This window comes from Paraburkholderia sp. SIMBA_053 (assembly GCF_046534895.1).
In the GTDB taxonomy this organism is placed as follows: domain Bacteria; phylum Pseudomonadota; class Gammaproteobacteria; order Burkholderiales; family Burkholderiaceae; genus Paraburkholderia; species Paraburkholderia caledonica.
The window spans coordinates 1-24,638 of the sequence record NZ_JAWRXU010000020.1; the positions used below are offsets into that span (position 1 = coordinate 1).

General features: G+C 61.3%; 26 protein-coding genes. 12 read left to right on the top strand and 14 right to left on the bottom strand.

Annotated features, from left to right (window positions below; genetic code table 11):
- Nucleotides 1-211: 211 nt before the first annotated feature.
- Complete coding sequence (locus SB753_RS32110) at nt 212-1,327, bottom strand: AI-2E family transporter (protein WP_410803924.1); 1,116 nt, start codon at nt 1,325-1,327, stop codon at nt 212-214.
- Nucleotides 1,328-1,596: 269 nt separating this feature from the next.
- Between SB753_RS32110 and SB753_RS32115 the strand changes: the two genes are divergently transcribed.
- The 4 genes from SB753_RS32115 to SB753_RS32130 all read left to right on the top strand — a co-directional run bounded on the left by SB753_RS32115 (nt 1,597) and on the right by SB753_RS32130 (nt 5,503).
- Nucleotides 1,597-2,811 carry a DUF2863 family protein gene (locus SB753_RS32115; protein WP_410803926.1) on the top strand — a complete coding sequence of 405 codons (1,215 nt, stop codon included), beginning with the start codon at nt 1,597-1,599 and terminating at the stop codon, nt 2,809-2,811.
- Between the two features lie 210 nt (nt 2,812-3,021).
- Nucleotides 3,022-3,900, top strand: a complete 879-nt coding sequence (locus SB753_RS32120; RefSeq protein ID WP_310068551.1) for a response regulator transcription factor — start codon at nt 3,022-3,024, stop codon at nt 3,898-3,900.
- 109 nt (nt 3,901-4,009) lie between these two features.
- The gene (locus tag SB753_RS32125; protein ID WP_020069613.1) at nt 4,010-4,684 is read left to right on the top strand and encodes an energy-coupling factor ABC transporter permease; all 675 of its coding nucleotides are present in this window, start codon (nt 4,010-4,012) and stop codon (nt 4,682-4,684) included.
- A 189-nt stretch (nt 4,685-4,873) separates the two neighbouring features.
- Complete coding sequence (locus SB753_RS32130) at nt 4,874-5,503, top strand: BspC domain-containing protein (protein ID WP_410803928.1); 630 nt, start codon at nt 4,874-4,876, stop codon at nt 5,501-5,503.
- Between the two features lie 189 nt (nt 5,504-5,692).
- On the opposite strand, the gene SB753_RS32135 is transcribed toward SB753_RS32130, so the two are convergent.
- Both SB753_RS32135 and yaaA read right to left on the bottom strand, forming a co-directional pair.
- Nucleotides 5,693-6,847 (bottom strand): M14-type cytosolic carboxypeptidase, encoded by a 1,155-nt coding sequence (locus SB753_RS32135; RefSeq protein WP_410803930.1) that lies wholly within the window; start codon nt 6,845-6,847, stop codon nt 5,693-5,695.
- Nucleotides 6,848-6,927: 80 nt separating this feature from the next.
- Nucleotides 6,928-7,710 carry a peroxide stress protein YaaA gene (gene yaaA / locus SB753_RS32140; RefSeq protein WP_410803932.1) on the bottom strand — a complete coding sequence of 261 codons (783 nt, stop codon included), beginning with the start codon at nt 7,708-7,710 and terminating at the stop codon, nt 6,928-6,930.
- Between the two features lie 57 nt (nt 7,711-7,767).
- On the opposite strand from yaaA, the gene SB753_RS32145 reads away from it, so the two are divergent.
- Together SB753_RS32145 and SB753_RS32150 are read left to right on the top strand one after the other, a co-directional pair.
- On the top strand, nt 7,768-8,283 hold the full coding sequence (locus SB753_RS32145; protein WP_408174581.1) for a putative toxin-antitoxin system toxin component, PIN family: 516 nt from the start codon (nt 7,768-7,770) through the stop codon (nt 8,281-8,283).
- Between the two features lie 124 nt (nt 8,284-8,407).
- Nucleotides 8,408-9,580, top strand: a complete 1,173-nt coding sequence (locus tag SB753_RS32150) for a pyridoxal phosphate-dependent aminotransferase (protein WP_020069608.1) — start codon at nt 8,408-8,410, stop codon at nt 9,578-9,580.
- A gap of 121 nt (nt 9,581-9,701) precedes the next feature.
- Here the strand turns inward: SB753_RS32150 and SB753_RS32155 are convergent, their stop codons facing one another.
- On the bottom strand, nt 9,702-10,349 hold the full coding sequence (locus tag SB753_RS32155) for a glutathione S-transferase (protein WP_408130889.1): 648 nt from the start codon (nt 10,347-10,349) through the stop codon (nt 9,702-9,704).
- A gap of 122 nt (nt 10,350-10,471) precedes the next feature.
- On the opposite strand from SB753_RS32155, the gene SB753_RS32160 reads away from it, so the two are divergent.
- The 6 genes from SB753_RS32160 to SB753_RS32185 all read left to right on the top strand — a co-directional run bounded on the left by SB753_RS32160 (nt 10,472) and on the right by SB753_RS32185 (nt 16,934).
- Complete coding sequence (locus tag SB753_RS32160) at nt 10,472-12,037, top strand: 3-hydroxyacyl-CoA dehydrogenase (protein WP_410803935.1); 1,566 nt, start codon at nt 10,472-10,474, stop codon at nt 12,035-12,037.
- Entirely contained in the window at nt 12,034-12,822 is a 789-nt protein-coding gene (locus tag SB753_RS32165) for an oxepin-CoA hydrolase, alternative type (RefSeq protein ID WP_020069605.1), read from the top strand. Before SB753_RS32160 ends, SB753_RS32165 begins: the two co-directional genes overlap by 4 nt.
- Before the next feature lie 10 nt (nt 12,823-12,832).
- Entirely contained in the window at nt 12,833-13,585 is a 753-nt protein-coding gene (locus SB753_RS32170; RefSeq protein WP_241077903.1) for a histidine phosphatase family protein, read from the top strand.
- Nucleotides 13,586-13,605: 20 nt separating this feature from the next.
- Nucleotides 13,606-14,712, top strand: coding sequence for a phosphotransferase (locus tag SB753_RS32175; protein ID WP_410803938.1), 1,107 nt, complete (start codon nt 13,606-13,608; stop codon nt 14,710-14,712).
- 119 nt (nt 14,713-14,831) lie between these two features.
- Entirely contained in the window at nt 14,832-16,088 is a 1,257-nt protein-coding gene (locus SB753_RS32180; RefSeq protein ID WP_410803939.1) for an acyl-CoA dehydrogenase family protein, read from the top strand.
- 144 nt (nt 16,089-16,232) lie between these two features.
- Nucleotides 16,233-16,934, top strand: coding sequence for a glutathione binding-like protein (locus SB753_RS32185; RefSeq protein WP_410803941.1), 702 nt, complete (start codon nt 16,233-16,235; stop codon nt 16,932-16,934).
- 87 nt (nt 16,935-17,021) lie between these two features.
- Here the strand turns inward: SB753_RS32185 and SB753_RS32190 are convergent, their stop codons facing one another.
- The 10 genes from SB753_RS32190 to nuoN all read right to left on the bottom strand — a co-directional run bounded on the left by SB753_RS32190 (nt 17,022) and on the right by nuoN (nt 24,614).
- Nucleotides 17,022-17,510 carry a MaoC family dehydratase gene (locus SB753_RS32190; RefSeq protein ID WP_410803943.1) on the bottom strand — a complete coding sequence of 163 codons (489 nt, stop codon included), beginning with the start codon at nt 17,508-17,510 and terminating at the stop codon, nt 17,022-17,024.
- A gap of 2 nt (nt 17,511-17,512) precedes the next feature.
- On the bottom strand, nt 17,513-17,971 hold the full coding sequence (locus SB753_RS32195) for a MaoC family dehydratase (protein WP_027776676.1): 459 nt from the start codon (nt 17,969-17,971) through the stop codon (nt 17,513-17,515).
- 36 nt (nt 17,972-18,007) lie between these two features.
- The gene (locus tag SB753_RS32200; RefSeq protein ID WP_410803946.1) at nt 18,008-19,135 is read right to left on the bottom strand and encodes an acyl-CoA dehydrogenase family protein; all 1,128 of its coding nucleotides are present in this window, start codon (nt 19,133-19,135) and stop codon (nt 18,008-18,010) included.
- A 10-nt stretch (nt 19,136-19,145) separates the two neighbouring features.
- Nucleotides 19,146-20,342 carry an acyl-CoA dehydrogenase family protein gene (locus SB753_RS32205; protein WP_214877686.1) on the bottom strand — a complete coding sequence of 399 codons (1,197 nt, stop codon included), beginning with the start codon at nt 20,340-20,342 and terminating at the stop codon, nt 19,146-19,148.
- A 48-nt stretch (nt 20,343-20,390) separates the two neighbouring features.
- A complete protein-coding gene (locus SB753_RS32210; protein ID WP_288828426.1) occupies nt 20,391-20,816 on the bottom strand; it encodes a DUF1178 family protein in 426 nt (141 codons plus the stop codon).
- A 261-nt stretch (nt 20,817-21,077) separates the two neighbouring features.
- Complete coding sequence (locus SB753_RS32215; protein WP_087754078.1) at nt 21,078-21,602, bottom strand: helix-turn-helix transcriptional regulator; 525 nt, start codon at nt 21,600-21,602, stop codon at nt 21,078-21,080.
- Nucleotides 21,603-21,647: 45 nt separating this feature from the next.
- Nucleotides 21,648-21,893, bottom strand: coding sequence for a hypothetical protein (locus SB753_RS32220; protein WP_251031432.1), 246 nt, complete (start codon nt 21,891-21,893; stop codon nt 21,648-21,650).
- 318 nt (nt 21,894-22,211) lie between these two features.
- Nucleotides 22,212-22,802 (bottom strand): NUDIX hydrolase, encoded by a 591-nt coding sequence (locus tag SB753_RS32225; RefSeq protein WP_310068511.1) that lies wholly within the window; start codon nt 22,800-22,802, stop codon nt 22,212-22,214.
- 43 nt (nt 22,803-22,845) lie between these two features.
- The gene (locus SB753_RS32230; RefSeq protein ID WP_027776670.1) at nt 22,846-23,142 is read right to left on the bottom strand and encodes a DUF2818 family protein; all 297 of its coding nucleotides are present in this window, start codon (nt 23,140-23,142) and stop codon (nt 22,846-22,848) included.
- Nucleotides 23,142-24,614, bottom strand: coding sequence for an NADH-quinone oxidoreductase subunit NuoN (gene nuoN / locus SB753_RS32235; protein WP_088173592.1), 1,473 nt, complete (start codon nt 24,612-24,614; stop codon nt 23,142-23,144). Before nuoN ends, SB753_RS32230 begins: the two co-directional genes overlap by 1 nt.
- Nucleotides 24,615-24,638: the final 24 nt, after the last annotated feature.

Genomic DNA, 24,638 nt, shown 5'->3' on the forward strand with positions numbered 1-24,638 from the left:
TCTGCGTCGCTGCATCTGCAGCAGAGAAACGAGATTATGAAGAACTCCGGCTGCGCCGTCAACAGGTTTCTGTTACTGCCTGAACCTGCTGCCACCGCTCGAAGCCTTGCCACTACTGGCTTTCCCGCTTCCCGTGCCCCGGTGTCCGGAGCACGAAAGAGCGAGATTCTAGCGAGCCGGCCAGCGCCTTGCAAGCGTTATTTGCTCTTATTCAAGGCGTCTTTTCTGTCCGGCCAACTTCTTCCCCAACGGCCGGTTTGGCACCCGACGCCAACGCACCGCCAGCGGTCGCTCCGATAGTCCAGTCGTGCAGCACCGTGTAAGCGACTGCGAGCAAAGTCGGTCCAATGAAAACCCCGAGGAAGCCAAAAGCGAACGCGCCGCCCAGGATACCCAGCATGACGAGAATCAACGGCATGTCGCTGCTCTTGCCGATCAGGATCGGCTTAATAACGTTGTCGGACATGCCCACGACGAGCACACCCCACACCACCAGGAAGAGCGCCCATCCTGTCGCACCGCCGTGGTAGAGCCAGATTGCCGCCGGCAACCATACGATCACAGGGCCTCCCGGGATTACGGACAGGAAAAACGTCGCCAGACCAAGCAATGCAGGAGCCGGCACGCCAGCTATCCAGCAGCCGAACCCAGCGAGAATGCCCTGGACAAGCGCAGTGCCCAGAATTCCATAGACGACGCCCTTGACCGTACTGCCCGCAAGCGCCAGCAGGTAATCGGCACGATCACCGGCGATACGCCGCATGCCCGCGTTCAACCACGCGCCCGCACCCTCTCCCCCGGTATAAAAAAAGAAAGCCAGCACAATGCTTAGCGCCAATAGCCCAAGACCGTGCGTGACGGCAATGGCTGCCGCAAGGATCCACTTGCCGGCCGGCGCAGCAAGCGTACGCAACTGAGCGATTAGTTCGGAATTGCTGCTTGTCAGACGCTCCCAGAAACTTTGGATGCTCGACCCGATCACCGGAACCCTCGCCACCCAGGGTGGCAAATCCGGCAAACCTGCTTCGAACAATCTTTGAACCAGAGCGACGATGTCGTGAACGTGCGCACCAAACGCAAACCCCGCGTAGACGAACGGCCCCAGCACCACGATTAGAATAATGAACACAATCAACGTGGCAGCCGACTTGCGCCTGCCGCCAAGTGCCGCGGTCAGCTTCCGGTATAGCCCCCAGGAGCTGTAGCTGAGAATTGCGCCCCACAGTAAAGCAGTCGTGAATGGCGCGAGGACCAGTAACGAGCCGCCCACCAGGACGATCAGCGCGAACACCGCGGCGAGGCGTTCAATCAGTTGGTCCGATTTCACAATGAATCTCCCGTTACGCCAGACCGAGGCGACAAGTACGAACGCCGCGTTCGGCGCCCGTCAAATCGGCCAGTATACAAAAGCCACTTTCGCTAGCTGACCCGCTTACATTATTTGACGAATTAACGACCGAAGCACGATCGAACGTACGCCGACGGTCCGATTTTTCGCGCAGAAACGTCCGAATCGTTGCGGCACCGCGCGCCAAATAATATGGCGCCGTGGAAACGACTACAATAAAAGGTTCTGTGCACCCAACTTCCGGATTTATGCGCTCGCGAATCGCCAAACGTCTCCCCCCCGATGCCGACAAGCTTGTCGGTCTCTCGCTCGCGCTTTTCGCGTCGGGCAGCCGCACCGAGGACCGCTTCTGGGAAGCGAAGCTCGACGCGCTGCTGGCCAAGATCGTGCGCAACGCCAATCAGACTACGCTCGACGCAGCCCTCGACCATCTGCAGCAGAATCATCCCGATGCTTATGGGGCGCTGGCCGACATGGCGGAAACGCACAGCGAGTCGTTCGTCGTCGAGCATGAAGGCGTGGCGTATGAGGCATTGCTGATTGCGGCGCCCATCCTCGCGTGGACTCGCTACATGATTCCATCCGGGCCGCTCAAAGCCGACGCCGCCGACGCTTTGCGCGCGCACCTGCAGGCTCACGTGCTCGCCGCGAACACGCGTGTCGCCATGGCGCCGTTCCTCTACAGCATCGACCAGCTGCCGCGCCATCACGTCGAAACATGGCGCATTGCCCAGCAGCTTGCACAAGCAGCCATGGCTGGCGGCAGCCTCAAGCTAAACTTCGGCGAACTGCCGGAAACCTCGCCGATTCTTGCCGACCCGCGCTTCCTGCTCGCCGTGGTCGCGGCGCCGGCCGGCGAACCCACGTTCCGCTGGCAAGAAGAGGAGCACGGAACCCGGATCGAACGAGGACAGTGCCTCGAGCAATGGGCGACGCAAGGCGGTGCGAACCTGTCGCTAGTGTTGCCTGGTTGCGAGTTCGAGTGTCTGTTGCCGGATGCCTACTACTCGGCATGCCGCGACGCCGACGAACGCGTGCGTCCTCACACGGTGCGCACTGCCGTGCGTTATCTGTTCGACACAATTGGTGCCGCTCCGCAGGACCTGCGTGCGGTGGTTGCGGGCTTCGGCGAGCGCCGCATCGACGAGTACCGCGTCGGTTTTACACGCCGCGGCAGCAATGAAGTGATCTACGGCGTCGTATGGCCGCTGTATGGCCGTGAAAATGGCGAGGCCGGCATTGACGAAGAGCCGCAGGAAAGCGCACCGCCCGACGCTCCCCTCGAAGAAATCGTCGCGCTCCTCAAGGAAACCGGCGTGACGGACGTGCGCCGCCACGCCGGCCGCTTCGAGCCTGAATATTGCGATGACTGCGGTGTCCCGTTGTACGCCGATCCGCTCGGCGAAATCGTCCACGCGGAAATGCCCGAAGACGCGGAACCCGCGCAACCGCACTTCCACTAGGACGCCGCGCGCCTTCGGCGTATCGCCGTTCATTGACGAACCCCGCCGCGTGCGGGGTTTTTTTTACGTCATTTCTCCTATGCCTTTTGGACAGGCCGTCAAATCCCAGGGAATTTGTCATCATAGGAACGGCGACGCATCGCACACCCGCCTGGCCCAACGCCTGGCGAATGCATCGCGCCATTTCGCCCGATTCATCTGGAGACATGCATGCGATTCTCGATTCTCAACTCTGACGCGGAACGACGCGACGGCCTCAAGGCGCTGTTACGGCAAATCAACCGGCTAGCGCGTTTCAACGAAGCACAAGACTGGCGCCAGGTCGAGCGCACGCTCAAACGTCAGTGGCCCGACCTGCTCGTGGTCGACTGGCAGGACTGGATGTCGGTCACCGACATCCGCAGCCTGCTTAGCCACTACCCGGATCTGCGCATTGCAGTGCTGACGGACAAAATTTCGCCGAAGGTGGTGAGCGAACTCATGGACGAGGGTGTGCTCGGCGTCGTGCCGCGCGAAACCGATCCGTGCCTGATCGTGCGCGCCTTCGAAATGGTGATGCTAGGCGGTCACTACGTGCCTTCCGGCGCGCTGGCGCTCAATCCTCCGCTCCCAGCGGACACTGCTATCCGCCCGTTTGACGAGAAGAGCCCGCCACCGCGCCGGCCGAGACTGTCGAATGGACTCTCGCCTCGCCAGGAGCAGATCATGCGCTGCGTCCATATGGGAAGTACCAACAAGATGATTGCGCGCACACTGGGCATAAGCGAGGGCACGGTCAAAATCCATTTGACGAGCATATTCCAGCAGCTGGGCGCGCCCAATCGCGCCGCCGCTGTGGCGCTCTACAACGGTTGGCTGACAAATCATTTGCAAGTACTGCGCAGTAACGCAGAAGGCTTGCTCCGGCCAGTCATGGGCGAGCCCGGCGCCGTACCGCTGCGGCGCGCCACAGGGCGGCGCTTCCAATATCCCCTGTCCGCTAACGATTCAACTGCTCCGTTGCCGATGGTGGCCGAGCCGGGCACGTCCTATGACGACGCGTCCGTGGCGGAGCCCTCTTCCGGGCCGGTCACAGAAGGCTCCACGTGAGCTGACGCCTGCGCGTCACGGGCGTGATGCGCGATTTGTGCCAGTGCTCGCATCGGCTGGCATGGAATCCGCTCACACCTTTTCTCGTCCAACGAGTAATATGAGACTCATGGGTTTCCTCTACACACCGCTTCCGTTCTGGGTTGCTGTCGGTGGCTGGATCGTCACTGCGATAGCGGTCGCGCTCGCGCTGTGGAAAAATCCTTTCAAACGACTTCAAGACGGCACATTGCAGCATGTCTGGCTGGCGATCATCGTCGCCCTGTCGGTACTGTGGGCCAGCAACGCCTGGCTCGACGACGGCACGGTCATGCACCTGCTCGGCGCGACCCTCGTCGTGACGCTATTCGACTGGGCGCTGGCATTGATTGCAATGGCGGTGGTCACCGGCCTTGCCGGCCTGATCTTCGACGCTCCGTGGCAAGGCATCGCACTCACCTTCCTCGTGTTCGGCGCGCTGCCCGTCGGCATCTCGACATTGCTTCAGCGAGCGAGCATTGCGTGGCTGCCGCGTAATCTTTTCATGTTCATCTTCGGCCAAGGCTTCGTGTCGCCGGCTATCACAGTGTCGCTCACCGCGGCTGCGGCGCTCGGCGTTCACGTGGCGCTTGCCGACGGCTCAGTGACCGTCGTGCCCGCAGGCTACGCGCTCAGCGTACTTCTCCTCGCTACCGGCGAGGCATGGTTCACGGGAATGTCCACGGCGTTGATCGCCGTCTACCGCCCTGCCTGGGTCACCACTTATGATGTGCGGCGATACCGGCTCGGCGGACCGCGCACGTGAGACGCGCGCAAAGCTCAACGCATGATCAATGTGCTGGTGAGCTTGTCGCGTCAATGCGTTCAGTCGCGCGCCCAGCATCGCAAAGCGCGGTGAATACCGCGGCCGAAAAATAGTTGCGGCACGATTGAACTCAACCCTGCCGCCAGGCATCTTACGTGCCTCACGTCTCGATAGCGCTTAACGAACTAGATGGATTGCACCAACGTACCGCGCCGATTACTGCGGCTGGTCGGCCGGTTGGCAACACTCGCAGCGAGCTTCTCGCTCGCATGCACTGCGCCCGCATTCGCCGATCAACTCGAACAGCACAACGACCTCGTCAACAGATTTGTCAATGAATTGCACGCCGATCCGCTCGTCGCGGATTGCGCCGCGCATGGCAACTTTGTCGCGAGCACCTCGACCGCGTTCGATCATGTCGAGTTTCCACCTAGTTCGTTCGACAGCGCGCACGCCGCAATCACGCCGTGGAACGATTCGTTCGACGAAGGCAAGCAACGCGTCAAGGTCGACAACATCGTCACAGTCGAAGGGCTCGGTATTCGTCAAAGCGGCGGGGGCGACGCTGCCGACCTGAAGTTCCGCTGTGGCTATGTCGGCGCGCAGATGCTGGCGTTCAGCTGGAACGATCCGGTGCCCCCGGCGCGGGCGCGCAGCTCGGAGCCCTCATCGTCGCGCGCAGTATCTGGTAAGCATCGCGGGGCGAAGGGCAAGCAGGCGGCAAGCGGCAAAAGCGCGAAGAAGAGTTCCGCGAAGTCGTCGAAAAGCACTTCGGGCAAGTCGTCCAGCAAAACTACGCCTGCAAAGAAAAAGCACTAAGACGAAGCTAACGCTGCGAATCGTGCAGGCACCAGTGCACGATTCGCAGCGTTACTGAATTCGACGATCAGGCGAATTCGTGCCCCTTGTCAGCAAACCAGGAAGGCGCATAAACGCGCCGGCCGTTCCGACCAGCCAACAAAAAAGGCACACACGCAATGCATGTGTGCCTTCGTCAATGCGGCGAACTCAGGCGAACGTCTCTACATGCCGCAAGATGGCTTGCAGCATCGCCGCACCGAGCGACGCGCTGCGCTCGCCGTTCCAGCCCACTCGTTCGTCCGGCAAGTTGGCGTTGTCCTTGAAGGGCATCTCGAGCGTCAATGAAAGGCAGCCAAACTCGTTGCCGATATATTTCGAAGCGAGCTTGAGCGCGTCTTCGCGATACTTGCTCGCGGCGTAGCCGTACTCGTTCTGGAAATCAGGGCTTGCCTGTTTGAACGCTTCGATGAACGCCCTTTGTTCCTCGCCTTGCCGCTCGGTGAATCCCGGCAGCATCTCCGAGCCGGCCACGAAAACGTAAGGCAGCGCCTCATCGCCGTGAATATCGAAAAAGAGGTCGCAGCCGGTTGCGTGAATCGCGTCACGCACTACGAGCACCTCGGGACTGCGCGCGGCGTCCGGTTCCATCCACTCACGGTTCAGGTTGGCGCCGGCTGCATTGGTGCGCAGGTTGCCGCGCACGCTGCCGTCCGGATTCATGTTCGGCACAATGTAGAACACCGCGTGGTCGTACAGTTTGCGCGCCACCGGATCGCCGGCCCAATCGCCCCAGCCGACCAGCCGCTTCACCAGTCCTTCGATGAACCATTCAGCCATGGTCTCGCCCGGATGCTGACGTGCGATCAGCCAGATCTTTTTCTTTGCGACGTCGCTGGTTTGCGGTGTGCCGAGCGTGAGCAGCGACACCGGCCGGCCTTCGACGGTCGTGCCCAACTCGGTAAGCGTGGCTTGCGGCATCTGTTGAACTGCGCCGAGAAACTCAGAGTGGCGTTCCTCGCTATACGGTTCGAAGTACGCGTAATAAATGCGATCGAATTCCGGCGTGTGATCGATGGTCAGCACACGGCCGTCGTACGACGTAGGCACGCGAAACCAGTTCACGCGGTCGTAGCTGGCGACAGCCTGGTAGTCGCGCCAGCCTTCCGCGAACGCGCACGCCGCCGCATTCTCGAAGGTCATCACGCAGCGCTCGCCCGCCGCGCCGGAGAGGCGGAAGTAGAACCACTGCGCGAACTCCGCGTGGCTGTCGGGCCGCACGCGCAAACGGATATTGCCGGCCTCGGCGCAAGACAGCACCTCGATTGCGCCGCCGTCGAAGTTGCTCGTAATCGATAAACTCATGATGTCATTTCCTGCATATGTGGGCGGCAATCCGCTGGGCGGCAGTCCGCTGGGCGGCAACCCGCTGGGCGGCACCGCGCTCATTCAGCGACGCGGCGGCGAAATACGTACGTGGAATCGTTCGAGGCTTCGGCGTCGAACGCATAGCCTTCGGAATCGAACCCCTTCAGCTGCTCGGGCTCGTCTAGGCGGTTTTCTACCGCGTAGCGCGCCATCAAACCGCGAGCCCGCTTCGCATGAAAGCTGATGATCTTGTAGCGGCCGCCCTTCCAGTCCTCGAACACGGGCGTGACGACCGGTGCTTCAAGCAGCTTCGGCTTGACCGACTTGAAATACTCGCCCGACGCGCAATTCACCAGCACACGGGATTTTGCAGGGCGCTTTTTCAACTGGGCGTTCAACGCCTGCGTGATCCGCTCGCCCCAGAAGGCATATAGATCTTTGCCGCGCGGATTGGGCAGGCGTGTACCCATTTCGAGCCGGTACGGCTGCAGCAGGTCGAGCGGACGCAGCAAGCCATACAGACCTGACAACACGCGCACATGGTTCTGCGCAAAATCCAGATCTGCCGAGGACAGCGTCTTCGCGTTGAAGCCCTCGTACACGTCGCCATTGAACGCGAGCACGGCCTGCTTCGCGTTGTCCGTGCCGAAGCGCGGCGACCACTGCGCGTAGCGCTCGAAATTGAGGTGCGCCAACTGGTCGGAAATGCTCATTAGCGAAGCGATCTGCTGCGGCGACAAACGGCGCAAACCGCCGATCAATTCGGCGGCATCGTCGACGAAATCGGGGATTGTGTGTTTTTTGACGTGCGGTGGAGTTTCGTAGTCGAGCGATTTCGCCGGCGACAGAACGATTATCATAGAGGCTTGCAGGCACGCCGTGCCTGGCGGTCAAAGACGAAAGCCAGATTGTAACGAATGCCCGGTTCCCATGCCTCACACGACGCTTTGCGCGTCGTTCTCGATTCCAATGTGTGGATCGATATTCTCGTGTTCGACGATCCGCACACGCGCCCAATTCGCGCCGCGCTGGAAAACGGCTCGCTCGCCGCAGTGATCGACGCCCGCTGCCTCGCCGAACTGACCTACGTGCTGGACTATCCGCAATTCGCCGGTCGCAATGTGGATAAGTCCGCCGCGCTCGCCGTCGTCGCTCGGCTCGCACAAATGGTCGAACTTGCCGCCGAGCCGGAAGACTCGCGTCCGCTGCCGAAATGCAAAGACCGCGACGATCAGAAATTTCTCGAACTCGCGCACGCCGCCCGCGCAGACTGGCTCGTGTCGAAAGATCGCGCGGTGCTGAAACTTGCGAAGCGGGTCGCACGGGATTTCGGGTTTCAAATTGCACAGCCGGCGCCGTTCGCCGCTCTGCTGACTGACCTGGTCAGCGGTTCAACCAGCGGGGCCGCCGCACCGGCGGAAAGTCCGGTATAACCCTGGCCGAACGGCTAACGGCACACGGCGGGCGCGCACGCCCTGCCGCTATTCCCTACAATCAGGCTTCGCCGGTTTGAAAACGATGCCTTCGTCCACTCACTCGTCACGCCCGAATAGCGCCATGAATGCACCGCACGACACGCCCATGAGTCCCTCGTTTCCATCGCGTCTGCCGAATGTGGGCACGACGATCTTTACCGTTATGAGCGCGCTCGCCGCCGAAAAGGGCGCAGTCAATCTTGGCCAGGGCTTTCCCGACTTCGGCTGCGATCCCCGAATCGTCGATGCGGTTGCGAACGCAATGCGCGACGGCCACAACCAGTATCCGCCGATGGCCGGCGCCGCGCCACTGCGCGAGGCGATCTCGGACAAGATCGCAAACGTGTATGGCCGCCGCTACGACGCCACCACCGAAATAACGGTCACGGCTGGAGCAACGCAGGCACTGCTCACGGCGATTCTCTGCGCGGTCCACCCCGGCGACGAAGTAGTCGTGATCGAGCCGACGTACGACAGCTACCTACCGTCAATCGAACTGGCGGGCGGCAAGCCGGTATTCGTCACACTCGACGCGCCCGACTACGCAATCCCCTTTGACAAGCTCGCCGCCGCGATTACGCCGAAGACCCGGCTCCTGCTGATCAACACGCCGCACAATCCGACCGGCACCGTCTGGCGCGCCGAAGACATGCGCAAGCTCGAAGAAATCGTGCGCGGCACCAACGTGCTCATCCTGTCGGACGAAGTATATGAACACATGGTCTACGACGGAGCGCCGCACGAAAGCGTGGCGCGTTACCCAGAACTGGCGCAGCGCAGTTTCGTCGTATCGAGCTTCGGTAAGACGTATCACGTCACTGGCTGGAAAGTCGGCTATGTCGCGGCGCCGGCCGCGCTCACCGCTGAATTTCGCAAAGTGCATCAGTTCAACGTGTTCACAGTGAACACGCCAATGCAGATCGGACTGGCCGAATACATGAAGGACCCGGCGCCTTATCTCGAACTGCCGGCGTTCTATCAGAGCAAGCGCGACTTCTTCCGCGCCGGCCTCGCGAATTCGCGCTTCAAACTGTTGCCTTGTACCGGCACGTACTTCCAGTGCGTCGATTATTCGGCGATCAGCGATCTGCCCGAAGCAGAGTTCGCACAGTGGCTGACGGGCGAAATCGGCGTCGCGGCCATTCCGGTGTCGGCCTTCTATCACGAAGCGCATGAGTCGGGTGTCGTACGCTTCTGTTTCGCCAAGCAGGAAAGCACGCTCGCCACCGCGCTCGAACGGCTCGCGCGCCTCTAGCATGTCGCGCGCGATGCTGCGAACGAACCCACGTTCCTCGCCATCGCGCGCAATCGTCAACGCGTGCGTTACGCGTCGAAGTTCGCGTCGCGGTTCGCCTCGGATCTCACAGGGCTATGCGTCAGGCCGGACGCGACGCCGCAATGTACGCCTTCCGGTCTTCGGTCACACGCTGCGCAGCCGGCCGGCTGTTGATCGTCTTCACGTAGCTCTTCCAGTCGAGACCCGCGTCGAGCAGGAAATCGCGGCCGTAGACAGCCTGCGTGGCCATGCCGACGAGCGGCAAACTCACGTAACCCGCTGCGTCCGCGACACTGAACCGTTCACCGCGCAAATACGGTGTGAATCGGGCGATCCGTCTGAAGCCCGCAATATGATGCGTGAGCAGTTTCTCGACCCGGCCCTTGGTCGCGTCGGTCAACGTGCCGCCGAAAAATGCTTCCTTGTACAGATTGCGGGCCGTCAACTCCAGGTGCACGTCGACGAAGGTGATCAGCTCGCGCTCCTTGGCCGCCTCCCACGGATCGGCGGAAAAAATCGGCTTGTCGGGAAAGCGCGCGGCCAGGTACTCGACAATACATTGCGATTCCGACAGATCGCCCTCTTCGGTTTGCAGATAAGGCACTTTGCCAAGCGGCGAGTGTGCGAGCATGGCCTCGTCCTGGCTCGGCTGTACGAGCACCTCTTCGAACTCGATACCGTGTTCAAGCAGAACGAACTTCACCTTGTTGTAGTAGTTAGAGAGCGCGAACCCGCAGAGCTTGATCATCGTTGTCTCCTTCCTTGTTGGTGTGTGAGACCGCCGCATCGAAGGAAGGCGGCCTTCGGGCGATCATCAAATGAATTGTACGAGCGTGCTATTCTAAAATAACCATGGAGTCGAGCAACACAATGACCTCTCGCAACTTCAGCATAGAGACAATCGGCATTGTCGGAACCGGAGCAATGGGCCGCGGCATTGCACAGATCGCTGCACTCGCGGGCCTCACCGTGCGTCTGTACGACGCCAACCCCGCTGCGATCGGCGCCGCACGAGACTATCTCGCCGAAACTTTCGCCAAACTGACCGCCAAAGGCAAGCTCGAGCAGGCGCGCTCGCTTGCGGCGCTCGCCAACGTCACAGCTGCGCACGCAATCAACGATCTGGCGGATTGCGATCTGGTCATCGAGGCGATCGTCGAGAAGCTGGACATCAAGCAGGCGCTCTTTCGTGAGTTGGAGACCGTGGTGAGCGGACGTTGCGTGCTCGCGTCGAACACGTCTTCGCTATCCATCACGGCAATCGCGGCCGGCTGCACCGATCCCTCGCGCGTGGCCGGCTATCACTTCTTCAATCCGGTCCCGCTGATGAAAGTCGTCGAAGTGATCGACGGTCTGCGCAGCGACCGTCAGGCAGGCGACGCATTAATGGACCTCGCGCGCCGCATGGGCCACACGCCGGTGCGTGCGAAAGACATGCCTGGCTTCATCGTCAATCACGCGGGCCGCGGCATGAACACCGAGGGCCTGCGCGTGGCGGGCGAAGGCGTGGCGAGCTTCGTGGATATCGACAGGATCATGCGCGAGCAGGCGGGTTTTCGTCTCGGCCCGTTCGAACTGCTCGATCTGACCGCACTCGACGTATCGCATCCGGTCATGGAGTCGATCTACCATCAGTTTTATGAAGAGCCGCGCTTCACGCCCTCGCCTATCACCGGCACACGGCTCGCGGGTGGACTGCTTGGCCGCAAGACGGGCGAAGGTTTTTATCGCTACGAAGACGGCAAGCAGCAGGCGCCTGCCGAAACCCCGGCGCCGGCCGCGCTGCCGACCAGCGTGTGGGTCAGCAAGCGCTATCGCGAGGCTTATCAGGCCGTCGTGGAACTCGTCGGCAAAGCGGGCGTGAAGCTCGACGACGGCGCCTCGCCCGCTGCGGACTCGCTGATCGTCGTCACGCCGTTCGGTCACGACGCGACCACGGCTGCAGTCGACGAAGCGCTGGACGCGAGCCGCGTCGTGGCTATCGACGCACTCTTTCCGCTCGTCGGCACGCAGCGCCGTACGTTGATGACCACGCCCGCGACAACCCGTGCCGCGCGTGACGCCGGACATGCGCTTTTTTCGGCCGACGGCGTGCCCGTCACCGTGATCCGCGATTCGACCGGCTTCGTCGCGCAACGCGTGGTCGCTACGATCGTCAACATCGGCTGCGATATCGCGCAAAAGCAGATTGCGACGCCAGAGGACATCGACCTCGCTGTCATGCTCGGCCTCGGCTATCCACGCGGGCCGCTCGCGCTCGGCGACGCGCTCGGTGCGAAAACCATCCTCACTATCCTGCGCAATATGTTCGACGTGCTCGGCGATCCACGCTACCGCCCCTCGCCGTGGCTCGCGCGCCGCGCACAACTCGGCATGTCGCTGACCCAGAGCGACGCCGCCGACACTCAAACAGAGAATCCGGAGACCCAACAATGAGCGCCGAACTGCTGACCTCGCGCCCTACCGAAAGCGAATCGACGCTGGTACTCACGCTGTCCAACCCGGGCGCACGCAACGCACTGCATCCCGACATGTACGCGGCCGGCATCGAGGCGCTCGATTCAGTGGAACGCGATCCGTCGATCCGCGCCGTTGTGATCACGGGCGCAGACAATTTCTTCTGTGCAGGCGGCAACCTGAACCGACTGCTCGAGAACCGCGCGAAGGATCCGTCGGTCCAGGCGCAGAGTATCGATTTGCTAGCCGAGTGGATCTCGGCGCTGCGGCTATCCTCGAAACCCGTGATTGCCGCCGTCGACGGCGCGGCAGCCGGCGCGGGATTCTCGCTTGCGCTCGCGTGCGACCTGATCGTCGCGGCCGACGACGCCAAGTTCGTGATGTCGTATGCCCGGGTCGGCCTCACGCCCGACGGCGGCGGCTCGTGGTTTCTCGCGCAGGCCTTGCCTCGCCAGCTCGCGACCGAAGTGCTGATCGAAGGCAAGCCGATCGGCGCGGCACGTTTGCACGAACTAGGCGTCGTCAACAAACTGACGAAGCCGGGCACCGCGCGCGACGCCGCCATCGCATGGGCCGACGAACTTGGCAAGATATCGCCGAACTCGGTGGCGCGCATCAAGACCCTCGTCTGTGCGGCCGGCACGCAACCGCTTTCCGAGCATCTGGTCGCAGAGCGCGATAACTTCGTCGCGTCGCTGCATCATCGGGAGGGACTTGAAGGCATCTCCGCGTTCCTCGAAAAACGCGCGCCCGTTTATAAGTGAGCGAGAAACCATGCCCACTTCCATGCCCGCTTCCATGCCCGCTTCCACGCCCACTTATCAGTTACCTAAACGCCGCCGCATTTTCTTAATGCGTCACGGCGACGTGACTTACTTTGACGATTCAGGCCGCACGATCGATCCCGAAACGGTGCCGCTCAACGCCAATGGCCGCGAGCAGGCGAGCGCGGCGGGCCGGGTGTTTGCAGAGCAGCAGGTTCGGTTTGATCGCGTGATCGTGAGCGGCTTGCCGCGCACTGTCGAAACCGCGCAGCGCGTGCTGGCCGAGACGGGTCAGCAGATCACACTGGAGATCGAGCCTGCATGGCAGGAGATTCGCGGCGGCAAGCTGCGCCATATTCCGTTGGAAGATATCGAGGCCGCGTTTCTCGGTGTGTTCGACGGTATCGTGCCGGAGAGCACGCGCTTTCTCGACGGTGAAACGATCGGCGAGTTGTTCGATCGCGTGCTGCCCGCCGTGGCGGCCCTGCGCGAGGACACTTCGTGGGATACGGTTCTGCTAGTGCTGCATGGCGGCGTGAATCGCGCAATCCTTTCGCATGCGCTTACCGCCGGCGGACGCACATTTTTCGGCCATCTCGCGCAGGCGACCGGCTGCATTAACGCGCTCGACGTCGGCGCAGCACCGCGCGACTGGGTGCTGCGCGCGATCAATTATTCGCCGCCGTCGCCGCTGCATCGCGACATCCGCAATACGACGATGGAAATCCTCTACGCACAATTCATCCAATACACGCGTAGCTGAACCTAAACCGGAGGAGACACATGGTGCAAGCCACACAAAGCGGCGAGCCGGAACAGCAAGCGGACTACTCTGCCTTCGAGGGCACGCGCCCGGTCAATGATCGGCAGCGCTTCAACGACGAAGCGCTTGCCGCCTGGCTGACACAGCATGTCGACGGGTTCTCCGGACCGCTTACGGTCGAGCAGTTCGCCGGCGGCCAGTCGAATCCGACATTCAAACTGGTCACGCCGTCGCGAGCCTACGTGATGCGCGCGAAACCTGGACCGGCGGCAAAGTTGCTGCCGTCTGCGCACGCTATCGAACGTGAATACCGCGTAATGCATGCGCTCGCAGACACCGACGTGCCTGTCGCGCAAATGCTGGCCCTGTGCGAAGACGAAAGCGTGATAGGCCGTGCGTTCTATGTCATGGAGTTCGTCGATGGCCGCGTGTTGTGGGACCAGTCGCTGCCAGGCATGACTGCCAGTGAACGAAGCGCAATCTATGACGAGATGAACCGCGTGATTGCAGCGCTGCACAGCGTCGATCCCACGAGCGTGGGACTGTCGGACTACGGCAAACCTGGCAACTATTTTGCGCGTCAGATCGGCCGTTGGAGCAAGCAGTACCTTGCGTCCGAGACCGAGCCTATCGACGCAATGCAGCGCCTGATCGAATGGCTGCCGCAGCACATGCCGACGCAATCCGGCGAGCGCGCGTCGATCGTGCATGGCGACTACCGGCTCGATAACCTCGTTTTCGATCGCAAGGAACCGAAAGTGCTTGCGGTGCTCGATTGGGAACTGTCTACGTTAGGCGATCCGCTCGCCGACTTCGCCTATCACTGCATGTCGTGGCATGTCGATCCCGCACAGTTTCGCGGCATCGCCGGTCTCGATTGGTCGGCGCTCGGCATTCCCGACGAACAGCAGTACGTCGCGCGCTATTGCAAGCGCACGGGCTTTGAAATTCAGGGCGACTGGAATTTCTACCTCGCGTACAACATGTTCCGTATCGCCGCGATTCTGCAGGGCATCATGAAGCGTGTAGTCGACGGCACTGCGGCCAGTGCGCAGGCGCTCGACGCCGGCCGGCGGGCAAAGCCGATGGCCGAACTCGCCTGGCAATATGCGCAGAAAGTGCGTTGACCGCGCTTGAGTGCGCCTGGAGACTGCTGAACACGCCTGCGCGCAGCAATAGCGAATAGCAAACAGCAGAGCAAGCAGCGCCCACATTAAATTTCGTCCGTTATCCGCGAGGTCCATAGATGAATTTCGATTACACGCCGAAAGTTCAGGCATTGCGCGAAAAACTGCTCGCCTTCTTCGACGAGCACATTTATCCGAACGAACAAGCGTTCTATGCGGAGATTGCGCAAAACCGGCTGAACGGCAACGCATGGCAGCCGACCGAACTGATTGAGCGACTCAAGCAGAATGCGCGCGACGCGGGCTTGTGGAATCTGTTCCTGCCCGACTCGGTGCGCGGCGCCGGCTTGACCAACCTCGAATATGCGCCGCTGTGCGAAATCATGGGCCGCGTGCCATGGGCGCCGGAGGTGTTCAATTGCAATGCGCCCGACACCGGCAACATGGAAACGATCGAGCGATACGGCAGCGAAGAGAACAAACGCGAATGGCTCGAACCTCTTCTGCAAGGGCAGATTCGTTCTGCCTTTCTGATGACGGAGCCGGAAGTGGCGTCGTCCGATGCGACCAATATCCAGACCAGCATCGTGCGCGATGGCGACTACTACGTGATCAATGGTCACAAGTGGTGGTCTTCGGGCGCGGGCGATCCGCGCTGCAAAATTTATATCGTGATGGGCAAGACGGATGCCGATGCGCCGCGCCATCAGCAGCAGTCAATGATTCTCGTGCCCGCCGACGCCACAGGCGTCACGGTGCACCGCCCTCTTTCCGTTTTCGGTTACGACGACGCGCCGCATGGCCATATGGAAATCACGCTCGACAATGTACGCGTGCCTGCAACGAACATGCTGCTCGGCGAAGGCCGTGGCTTCGAGATTGCACAAGGGCGTCTTGGACCGGGACGCATCCACCACTGCATGCGTCTGATCGGACTTGCGGAGCGCGCGCTCGAATTGATGTGCAAACGCTCGATGCAACGCGTCGCGTTCGGCAAGCCTGTTGCTACGCAAGGCGTCACGCAGGAACGTATCGCCGAGGCGCGCTGCATGATCGAACAGGCACGGCTGCTCACGCTCAAAACCGCGTACATGATGGACACCGTCGGCAACAAGGGCGCGCGCGGCGAGATCGCGATGATCAAGGTCGTGGCGCCGAACATGGCGTGTCAGGTAATCGACTGGGCCATTCAGGCGCACGGCGGCGGCGGCGTCAGCGACGACTTCCCGCTGGCTTACGCTTACGCCTCCGCGCGGACCTTGCGCTTTGCGGACGGTCCGGACGAAGTGCATCGCAACGCAATCGCGAAACTGGAGCTTGCGCGTTACATCAAGCCTGCGGCGGCTAGTGTGGAGACGCCGGCTGCGCGCGTTTGACGTCCTGCTCGAACTTCGTTTCGAGCGCTGCTGGCCAGGCGCGCATCTGTGGGCGCCCCCAGCATCATCGTGCGATCTATGCTCTAATTTTCGTCAAGCGCGGCGCTCCTCGGAGCGCCGCTTTACAGAGCGAAAGGAGCGAGGATGATCGACGTCTATAGCTCGGCGACCCCGAACGGCCACAAGGTTCATATCATGCTCGAGGAGACGGGACTCGAGTACGCGGTGCATGCAGTGAACATCGGCGCTGGCGATCAGTTCAAGGCCGAATTTCTCGATATCAGTCCAAACAACAAAATTCCCGCCATTGTGGATTCCGAAGGTCCAAAGAGCGCGGACGGCAAACCGTTCGCGTTGTTCGAGTCCGGCGCGATCCTGATTTATCTCGCCGAGAAAGCGGGCCGCTTCCTGCCGACTGATCCGGCAGAGCGTTATTCCGTTCTGCAATGGCTGATGTTCCAGATGGGCGGTCTCGGTCCGATGCTGGGGCAGACACACCACTTCCGTGTCTATGCGCCCGAGCCGATCGAATACGCGATCAACCGATATACGAACGAAACGCGGCGCCTGTATGGCGTCATGGACAAGCAGCTTGGCAAAACCCAGTACCTCGCCGGAAACGACTATACGATCGCGGACATCGCATCGTTCCCGTGGACCCGCTCGTGGCAGAACCAGGGCATCGAACTCGATGCGTTTCCGAATGTGAAGCGATGGCACGAGGAAATCGCGGCGCGCCCGGCGGTTGTACGCGGCGTCGAAGTGCTGGCGTCCGCGCGCAAGCCTCTCATGGACGACAAGGCGAAAGAAGTGCTGTTCGGCGCGACGCAATACGCGAAGCATTAAAAAATCGAGGTGTGGGGCGGCAAGATGGCAAGCAAGCGTGAGCCGAAGAGCTTGCCGTCTACGCCGTCTCCGTATCGGCCGCGGGCGTCAGAAATAATGGCGAGTGATGAACGCGGCGACGCACACGGGCCGTTCGCTGCCCTCCCGCTCCAACGTGACGTTCCACACTACTTGCACGCCGGCATTGCTGGCATCGCTGGCATCCATGTCGGCGACGGACGCGACGGCGAACTGTGCGCGCAATCGCGAGCCGACAAGTACCGGCGAAGTAAACCGCACGCGGTTCAACCCGTAGTTCAAGCCCATCCGCTGCTCGAGCCGTACTGTTTTTTCGAGCAGCGCGGGAATCAGTGAGAGGGTCATGAAGCCGTGCGCGACTGCGCCGCCGAAAGGTGACTCGCGCAGCGCCCGCTCCGGATCGACGTGAATCCATTGATGGTCGCCGGTGGCTTGCGCGAAACGATCGACACTCTGCTGGTCGATCGTCACCCAGTCGCTAGTGAGCGGCGCCGCTCCGACAAGCGCACGCAACGCCGCGGCATTCCGGAACGCGACAGCCGGTGGCGTGCTCTCCATTGTCACGACGCCGCGCCCGGATTGCGCAGTCCGAACATTCCTTTCGAGCGCACCGTAACGACCGTCTCGCCATGCTGGTTGATACCCGCCCATTGCGTGGAGACGATGCCACGATCCGGCTTGCTTTCGGAGATGCGCTTGTCGAGCACGGAATTCGTCATGGTGATCGTATCGCCGACGCGTACCGGTTTGAGCCAGCGTATCTCGTCGATGCCGGGCGATCCCATCGACGTGGAGTCCGCCAGCGCGTTGCGCACCAGCATGCCCATCATGACTGAACACGTATGCCAGCCGCTCGCCACCAATCCCCGGAACGGCGACTTCTCAGCCGCGGCCTCGTTCAGATGGAACGGCTGCGGATCGAACTTCTCAGCGAATTCGACGATCTCGTCGCGCGTGAAAGTATGCTTGCCGATCTCGGTCGTTGATCCGACCGTCATGTCCTCGTAACTCAAAGCCATTGCGCTATCTCCTTGCGGGTCGATTCAATCGGCCACTTAAACTTCGATGCTGGCAAAACCGGGCAGCGCGGCGAACCGCGCAAGATGATGATCGACATCGCCCAGTGTGGTCTCAATAATAGCGAGACGTTTGAACAGATGCGCGGCCGCGACCTCGTTCGTCACGCCCATGCCGCCATGCAATTGAACCGCTTGTTGGCCGACAAAACGCGCCGCTTGCCCCACACGTACTTTCGCGGCAGAGATCGAGCGGCGACGCTGATCGGCGTCTTCGCTCGAATAACGCATGGCGGCAAGGTACGTGACCGAGCGGGCCTGCTCGGCGTGAATCAGCATCTCGACCATGCGGTGCTGCAATGCCTGAAAGCGCGCAATCGGCTGGCCGAACTGCTGGCGAGTTTTTGTGTAGTCGACGGTCGCGGTGTTCAATGCGTCCAGCGCGCCGACCGCTTCAGCACAGAGCAGCAGCGTGCCGTAGTCGGCGATGTGCTCCAACGCCGCCGCACCTGAGTGCTGGCCGCGCAATTGGCGCGCGGGCGTGCCGTTGAATTCGAGCGTCGCTGCGCGTTGGCCGTCGATGGTTCGGTAATCGGTGATCTTGACGCCTGCCGCGTCGCGTGGCACGACAAAGAGCGCGATCTCGCCGTTCGAACGCGCAGGCACGATCCAGTAATTCGCCTGCGCGCCGTGCAGCACGACTGACTTCGTACCGGTCAGCGTGTGTTGTTCGCCTTGCGAGGTCGCGACTGTCGCGATCTCGAACAGATCGTAGCGAGCCTTCGGCTCGTGAAACGCCACGGCGAGCTTGATCTCGCCTTGCGCCGCGCGCTCCAGCAGCGATGCGTCCTCGCCCTGCCCCGTGCCTGCAAGACGCAGCGCTTCGATGCCAACCGCGGTGGCCCAGTAAGGCTCGACCACCAACGCGCGACCGACCTCCTGCATGACGACCAGCATATCGACAGCTCCGCCATTGAAGCCGCCTTGGGCCTCCGGCACAGGCAATGCCGGCAAGCCCAGTTCAGTCAAAGCGGCCCAATGCGTTTCCGAGATCCCGGTATCCGATCTCACGATCGCCTGGCGCGCTTCGAAGCCGTAGTTCCTGTCCAGATAGCGGCGCAGCGCGTCGGCAAGTTGCTGTTGCTCGTCGTTGAAAGTGAAGTCCATGCGCCGCTCCTCAAAGTCCGAGAATCATCTGCGCGATGATGTTCTTTTGAATTTCGTTCGAGCCGCCGTAAATCGACGTCTTGCGGAAGTTGAAGTAATACGCAGCCAACGGCGCAGCGTCGTCGTCTCCGGCGATGCTGTGCTCGCGCTCGCCTTCGAGGAACGGTACGTCAAACGGCGCGGCGGCAGGTCCCACCGCCTCGAACATAAGCTCGGTCAACGCTTGCTGCACTTCCGTGCCCTTGATCTTCAGCATCGACGCCTCCGGTCCCGGTCCGCGTCCGCCCGCTTCGTTAGCGACGACGCGTTGCACGGTGACTTCGAGCGCCATCAGTTCGATTTCGAGATTCGCGACTTTTGCAGCGAATACCGGGTCATGGAGTAGCGGCTTGCCGTTCTTGTTTGTGTCGAGCGCAAGGCGCTTGAGAAAAACCAGTTCGCGCTTGGATTGACCGACGCGCGCGATGCCGGTGCGCTCATGTCCCAACAGATACTTCGCGTAAGTCCAGCCGCGATTTTCTTCGCCGACCAGATTTTCGACGGGCACCTTTACATCTTCAAAGAAGACTTCGTTGACCTCATGGTCTTCGTCGAGTGTGATGATGGGCCGTACCGTAATACCCGGCGTTTTCATGTCGATGAGCAGGAATGAGATGCCCTCCTGCTTTTTCGCGCCGCTGTCCGTGCGCACGAGGCAGAACATCATGTCTGCGTGCTGCCCCAGCGTGGTCCAGGTCTTCTGGCCATTGACGACGTAGTGGTCGCCGACACGTTCGGCGCGTGTTCGCAGCGACGCGAGGTCGGAGCCTGAACCGGGCTCCGAGTAACCTTGGCACCACCAGTCGGTGCCGTCGAGAATACGCGGCAAGTAATAGCGTTTCTGAGCTTCGCTACCGTACTTCATGAGAACGGGCGCGACCATCGACACGCCGAACGGCAATACGGTAGGCGCACCGACACGTGCGCACTCTTCGTCCCAGATATGCCGCTGGGTCGCGTCCCAACCCGGGCCGCCGTACTCTTTGGGCCAAGCCACAGCCGACCAGCCTCGCGTACCTAGCAGCTTGTGCCAGCTTGCGAAGTCTTCGCGATTCAAACGCTTGTGGTTGAGTACTTTCTCGCTTAGCTCGCGAGGCAGATTGGCTTCGAGCCAAACGCGAATCTCTGCGCGAAACGCCGTTTCAGTGGGGGAATAGTCCAGATTCATACGTAGTGTCTCCTGGCCGCCACCGCCCGCCGCCAGAGAGCCACTGCGCTACTGCAGAGGTTCCTTCAAAGCAGCCGGGACCGGCAACGGCATCACTTCGATGCCTTCTTCGACCAAAGCTCGCGCGTCTTCTGGTGTTGTGACACCGCGAATATTGCGCGCGGGCGCTTCGTTGTAGTGAATGCGCCGCGCTTCCTCAGCGAAGCGGTCGCCCACGTTCTCGGTCTTTTCCAGTACCTCGCGCAACGCACGCATGACACGCGCCTGCAATTCGCCGGGTGCCGCCGGCGCCTTTGTTTCCGTCGCACCCGACAGATTGAGGCGCGGGGCTGACGGCAAACGGCTCACCTCTTTCGCGCCGCAAAGTGGACATTCGACCAGCTTGCGAGACTGCTGCGATTCGAAGTCATCAGCCGAAGCGAACCAGCCTTCGAACCGATGGCCGTGCGGACACTGTAAATCGAGGACCTTCATGTGGAATCAGGGCTTGCGTGCCAGTTTAGCGCAAATACAAAATTTGTGAACGGTCGTTCGTAAAAACTTCATGCGGGGCGACTCGCGATAACGCGCCGCCCAGAAGATCAGACGTGGTGGGCGATTTTAACGCGTTGGGCAAACCGCTGCCGAAGGCCGAATACCGCAAAGCGCGAGGTCAACCTTAGAACGTAAGCGCCGGTACGAGCCGCAACGGGTTTGCCGACGAGGCCGCATTGCTGTCTCTGCTCATTGCCGGGTTCAAGCCACGAGGCATTCCAGCCGCCGATTAAGCCGCGGCTCAAGTCCTCGTGCCTCTTTGGCCAGGTTGATCTGTTTGGCCGATCTGGCAACGTCGAATACCTCTGCGTTGATATCGTACCCGCCGCGCGAGTTCAGCCAGTCAAGCACGTCGGACAAATGCCAGACTGACGCACTTCCCTCATGCACCGGCGGCGGGAATTCAACCGCATGACTCAGCATCAGCTTGCGCATGTTCTGGCGCGACACGCCGGCAATCTCCGCTACGTCGGTCAGTCCCACAAAGTCCGGGCCTGCCTCGACCAGTCGCGCCGACGGCACCGCCTCTTTAACGTCACCGAGCGCGCTGACCAACGCCTCCAGCGCGGACGTCCCTTCGCGCGAGAACACCAGCGCGAGCCGCCCCGGTTGCCCCACGCCGATCGTGGCGTCGTCACAACCCGCTTCACCCAACCTCTCGACGATCGCGTCAAGATCGCAGTCTTGCGCGGCAAGCTTGTACTTCAACGTAAATGTGTATTCCATGTGCTACTCCTGCTTGTTCATTCAAGGCTTGCCACTCAGCGTTTGCTAACGGTGCGCCGTGCAATTATCGACAACGCGCCGCAAGTGTCTGGCGTGATTCACGGCGTTTTTCGGCGTGCTCCATACGCTCGAAATGCAGAACTCGCCGCAGCGACATTCCGCCTCTTTATAAGGGCAATACATCTTTCCCCAGGCGTGGCCCGTTCCGCCGCTTTGTATGCGCCAGCCGCGCCGCTCGGCATAGGTCAACGCGGCCTCTATCTCTTTCTTTGCATGGGTTCGACGAACCATCCGGACCTCCAATTTAGTACTCGCGACACAGGTTGTCAAGTGACAACTTTATGCCTGTCTCATCCGACTCAAGCGCTTCAGATGTTTCGTTATCCGAAACACATGAGCGATGAAGACGTCTTGAGAGATCCATACTAGAGTTACCACGGCAACGAAGCGAGACGGCCTGATGGCGTAAGACAAAGGCGCGCTTATTCAGACAAGGCGGCAGATGCTGTGGCCCGGCGGCGCATCGCCATGAAAAAGCCCCCGCCGGTCATCGACCGACAGGGGCTGTATGCACGCGATGCAAGCGCCGCCCGGCGCCCGATGGCGGAACTATTGCGACTGCGGCTGCGCGAGCGGCCAGGCGCCCGACAACACCTTTTCCAGCCAGAACGTGCCGATTATTGTTTTCACGTCGGTGATCTTGCCGGTCCGTACCCACTCCGACACTTCGGGAACCGTCGCAGTGAAGAGCTCCAGGAACTCGCCGTCGTCCAGCTTGCGCTCGCCGGCCGTGAGGCCGCGCGCAAGATAGATGTCGATGAACTCAGTGGAATACGAAATGATCGGGTGAACGCGCGTCAGATACACGTACTCACGCGCCGTATATCCGGTTTCTTCACGCAACTCGCGCACCGCGCAAGTTAGTGCGCCTTCGTCCGGATCGAGCTTGCCGGCCGGATATTCGACCATGACCTTGCCCATCGGATAGCGATACTGGCTCTCGAGCAGCACACGGCCGTCGTCGAACATGGGAATCACCATCACGGCGCCCGGATGCTGCACGTATTCGCGGGTGGCATGCTTGCCGTCCGGCAGGCGGACCGTATCGCACTTGAGCGTCAGAAACGGCCCTTGATGAACCGTTTTGCTCTCGACACACGTCTCGGTGAGCGCGGCGTCGTGATCGGGAAGTTCAGCCATATGCGGACCTCGGAACAGCGTGGTGCGCGACGGCGGGACGCCGTCAGCGGCGTTTGACGAGATACTGGAAGGTGAAGCCGGGGAACGCGAACACAACGAATAGTGCGAATGTGATCGCGTAGAACTGCCAGCCCTGATCGAAGCGATTGCCCGCACGCGCTTCAAGCAGAAAACCCAACGCGCCGACCACAAAGTACAGCACGATCAGTTCGGCAATCCGGATCCATGCGCTTTTCTTCGCCGCCTTGAGCGGCACTGCGGCGAAGAGTCGCTGATTCAGGAACGGCAGGTTGGCACCGACCAGTGCCAACAGCACGATAAACCAGCCCGCTGCGGACATCAGAACGACAGGGTGTGCTGAATAGCCTGCAGGCAAGCCTTCAACAGCGGGTCGGGCACGATACCGAGCACCAGCACGGCAACGCCATTGAGCGCGAGCAACGCGCGCGTACCCGTGTCTGCCACAATCGCCGACTTGTCTTGCGGCTCGTCGAAATACATCAGCTTGACGATACGCAGGTAGTAGAACGCGCCGAACAGCGACGTGATCACGGCCAGCACCGTCAGCCAGGTCAGGCCGGCGTTCATGGTGGCCTGCAGCACTGCCAGCTTCGCGTAGAAACCGACTGCGGGCGGAATGCCGGCGAGCGAGAACATCATGACCATCATGACGAACGCGAACACCGGGCTGCGCTGATTCAGACCCTTGAAGTCTTCCAGCGTGTCGGCTTCGAATTCGCGGCGTGCGAGCAGCATGATGACGCCGAACGTCCCCATTGTCGTGATCAGATAGACGATGCTGTAGTACATCGCCGAGCCGTACGCGCTGGCAGCGCCCGTGGTCTTGTGATCGACCACGCCGGCCAGCAGACCGAGCAGCACGAAGCCCATGTTCGAGATTGCCGAGTACGCGAGCATACGCTTGACGTTGCGCTGCACGATACCGGTGATATTGCCGACGATCAGCGAAAGCGCCGCCAGGATCACCAGCATTTGCTGCCATTCGACGGCGAGCGGCAACAGGCCCATGACGAGGAAGCGCAGACCCCAGGCAAATGCCGCGACTTTCGGACCACCGCCAACCAGCAGCGTCATGGCCGTCGGCGCGCCTTGATACACGTCAGGCACCCACATGTGGAACGGCACGGCACCCATCTTGAACGCAACACCCGCCACGATGAAGATCACGCCGAACAGCAGCACGCTCGGGTCGTAATGGCTCTGGCCGATTGCCTTGAAAACCTCGTTCAGGTCGAGCGAGCCGGTCGCGCCGTACAGCATCGAAATGCCGTAAAGCAGGAAGCCGGAAGCCAGCGCGCCGAGCACGTAGTACTTCATCGCAGCTTCGTTCGACGGCGCGGCCTCGCGACGCAGCGCGATCACGCCATACAGCGACAGCGACATCAGTTCCAGACCGAGGTACAGCGTCAGGAAATTGTTGCCCGAGATCATGACGAGCTGTCCGAGCAACGAGAACATGCCCAGCAGGAAGAACTCGCCGCGGAACAGGCTACGATCTTCGAGGTAGCGGCGCGAGTACACGATCGAGACCGTGTAGCCGAGCGTCACCACCGCTTTCATCAGACTCGCGAACGAGTCGACCACATACATGCGGCTAAAGAAATAGTGCACCGACGGGTCGAACGCATTGACCGCGAACCAGATGCCGGCGACGAGCGTCGACAGGACCGCGATCAGGTACGTGGTACGGCGACCGGCCTGGCCGACGAACGTGTCGTTGAGCCACGCGACGACAACGGCGAGCATCACCAGCGCGTCGGGCAACAGGGCAGTCATAGGGGCGTTTTGCATGGTCTTTAATTCCTCCGCTCTGCG

Coding starts and splice junctions, on each gene's coding strand:
- SB753_RS32220 (WP_251031432.1), bottom strand. CDS start 21,893: ATGGTTCGTCGAACCCATGCAAAGAAAGAGATAGAGGCCGCGTTGACC.
- SB753_RS32205 (WP_214877686.1), bottom strand. CDS start 20,342: ATGAATCTGGACTATTCCCCCACTGAAACGGCGTTTCGCGCAGAGATT.
- SB753_RS32225 (WP_310068511.1), bottom strand. CDS start 22,802: ATGGCTGAACTTCCCGATCACGACGCCGCGCTCACCGAGACGTGTGTC.
- SB753_RS32125 (WP_020069613.1), top strand. CDS start 4,010: ATGGGTTTCCTCTACACACCGCTTCCGTTCTGGGTTGCTGTCGGTGGC.
- yaaA (WP_410803932.1), bottom strand. CDS start 7,710: ATGATAATCGTTCTGTCGCCGGCGAAATCGCTCGACTACGAAACTCCA.
- SB753_RS32170 (WP_241077903.1), top strand. CDS start 12,833: ATGCCCACTTCCATGCCCGCTTCCATGCCCGCTTCCACGCCCACTTAT.
- SB753_RS32115 (WP_410803926.1), top strand. CDS start 1,597: ATGCGCTCGCGAATCGCCAAACGTCTCCCCCCCGATGCCGACAAGCTT.
- SB753_RS32150 (WP_020069608.1), top strand. CDS start 8,408: ATGAATGCACCGCACGACACGCCCATGAGTCCCTCGTTTCCATCGCGT.
- SB753_RS32135 (WP_410803930.1), bottom strand. CDS start 6,847: ATGAGTTTATCGATTACGAGCAACTTCGACGGCGGCGCAATCGAGGTG.
- SB753_RS32185 (WP_410803941.1), top strand. CDS start 16,233: ATGATCGACGTCTATAGCTCGGCGACCCCGAACGGCCACAAGGTTCAT.
- SB753_RS32175 (WP_410803938.1), top strand. CDS start 13,606: ATGGTGCAAGCCACACAAAGCGGCGAGCCGGAACAGCAAGCGGACTAC.
- nuoN (WP_088173592.1), bottom strand. CDS start 24,614: ATGCAAAACGCCCCTATGACTGCCCTGTTGCCCGACGCGCTGGTGATG.
- SB753_RS32200 (WP_410803946.1), bottom strand. CDS start 19,135: ATGGACTTCACTTTCAACGACGAGCAACAGCAACTTGCCGACGCGCTG.
- SB753_RS32130 (WP_410803928.1), top strand. CDS start 4,874: ATGGATTGCACCAACGTACCGCGCCGATTACTGCGGCTGGTCGGCCGG.
- SB753_RS32155 (WP_408130889.1), bottom strand. CDS start 10,349: ATGATCAAGCTCTGCGGGTTCGCGCTCTCTAACTACTACAACAAGGTG.
- SB753_RS32215 (WP_087754078.1), bottom strand. CDS start 21,602: ATGGAATACACATTTACGTTGAAGTACAAGCTTGCCGCGCAAGACTGC.
- SB753_RS32145 (WP_408174581.1), top strand. CDS start 7,768: ATGCCCGGTTCCCATGCCTCACACGACGCTTTGCGCGTCGTTCTCGAT.
- SB753_RS32160 (WP_410803935.1), top strand. CDS start 10,472: ATGACCTCTCGCAACTTCAGCATAGAGACAATCGGCATTGTCGGAACC.
- SB753_RS32195 (WP_027776676.1), bottom strand. CDS start 17,971: ATGGCTTTGAGTTACGAGGACATGACGGTCGGATCAACGACCGAGATC.
- SB753_RS32210 (WP_288828426.1), bottom strand. CDS start 20,816: ATGAAGGTCCTCGATTTACAGTGTCCGCACGGCCATCGGTTCGAAGGC.
- SB753_RS32120 (WP_310068551.1), top strand. CDS start 3,022: ATGCGATTCTCGATTCTCAACTCTGACGCGGAACGACGCGACGGCCTC.
- SB753_RS32230 (WP_027776670.1), bottom strand. CDS start 23,142: ATGTCCGCAGCGGGCTGGTTTATCGTGCTGTTGGCACTGGTCGGTGCC.
- SB753_RS32180 (WP_410803939.1), top strand. CDS start 14,832: ATGAATTTCGATTACACGCCGAAAGTTCAGGCATTGCGCGAAAAACTG.
- SB753_RS32165 (WP_020069605.1), top strand. CDS start 12,034: ATGAGCGCCGAACTGCTGACCTCGCGCCCTACCGAAAGCGAATCGACG.
- SB753_RS32190 (WP_410803943.1), bottom strand. CDS start 17,510: ATGGAGAGCACGCCACCGGCTGTCGCGTTCCGGAATGCCGCGGCGTTG.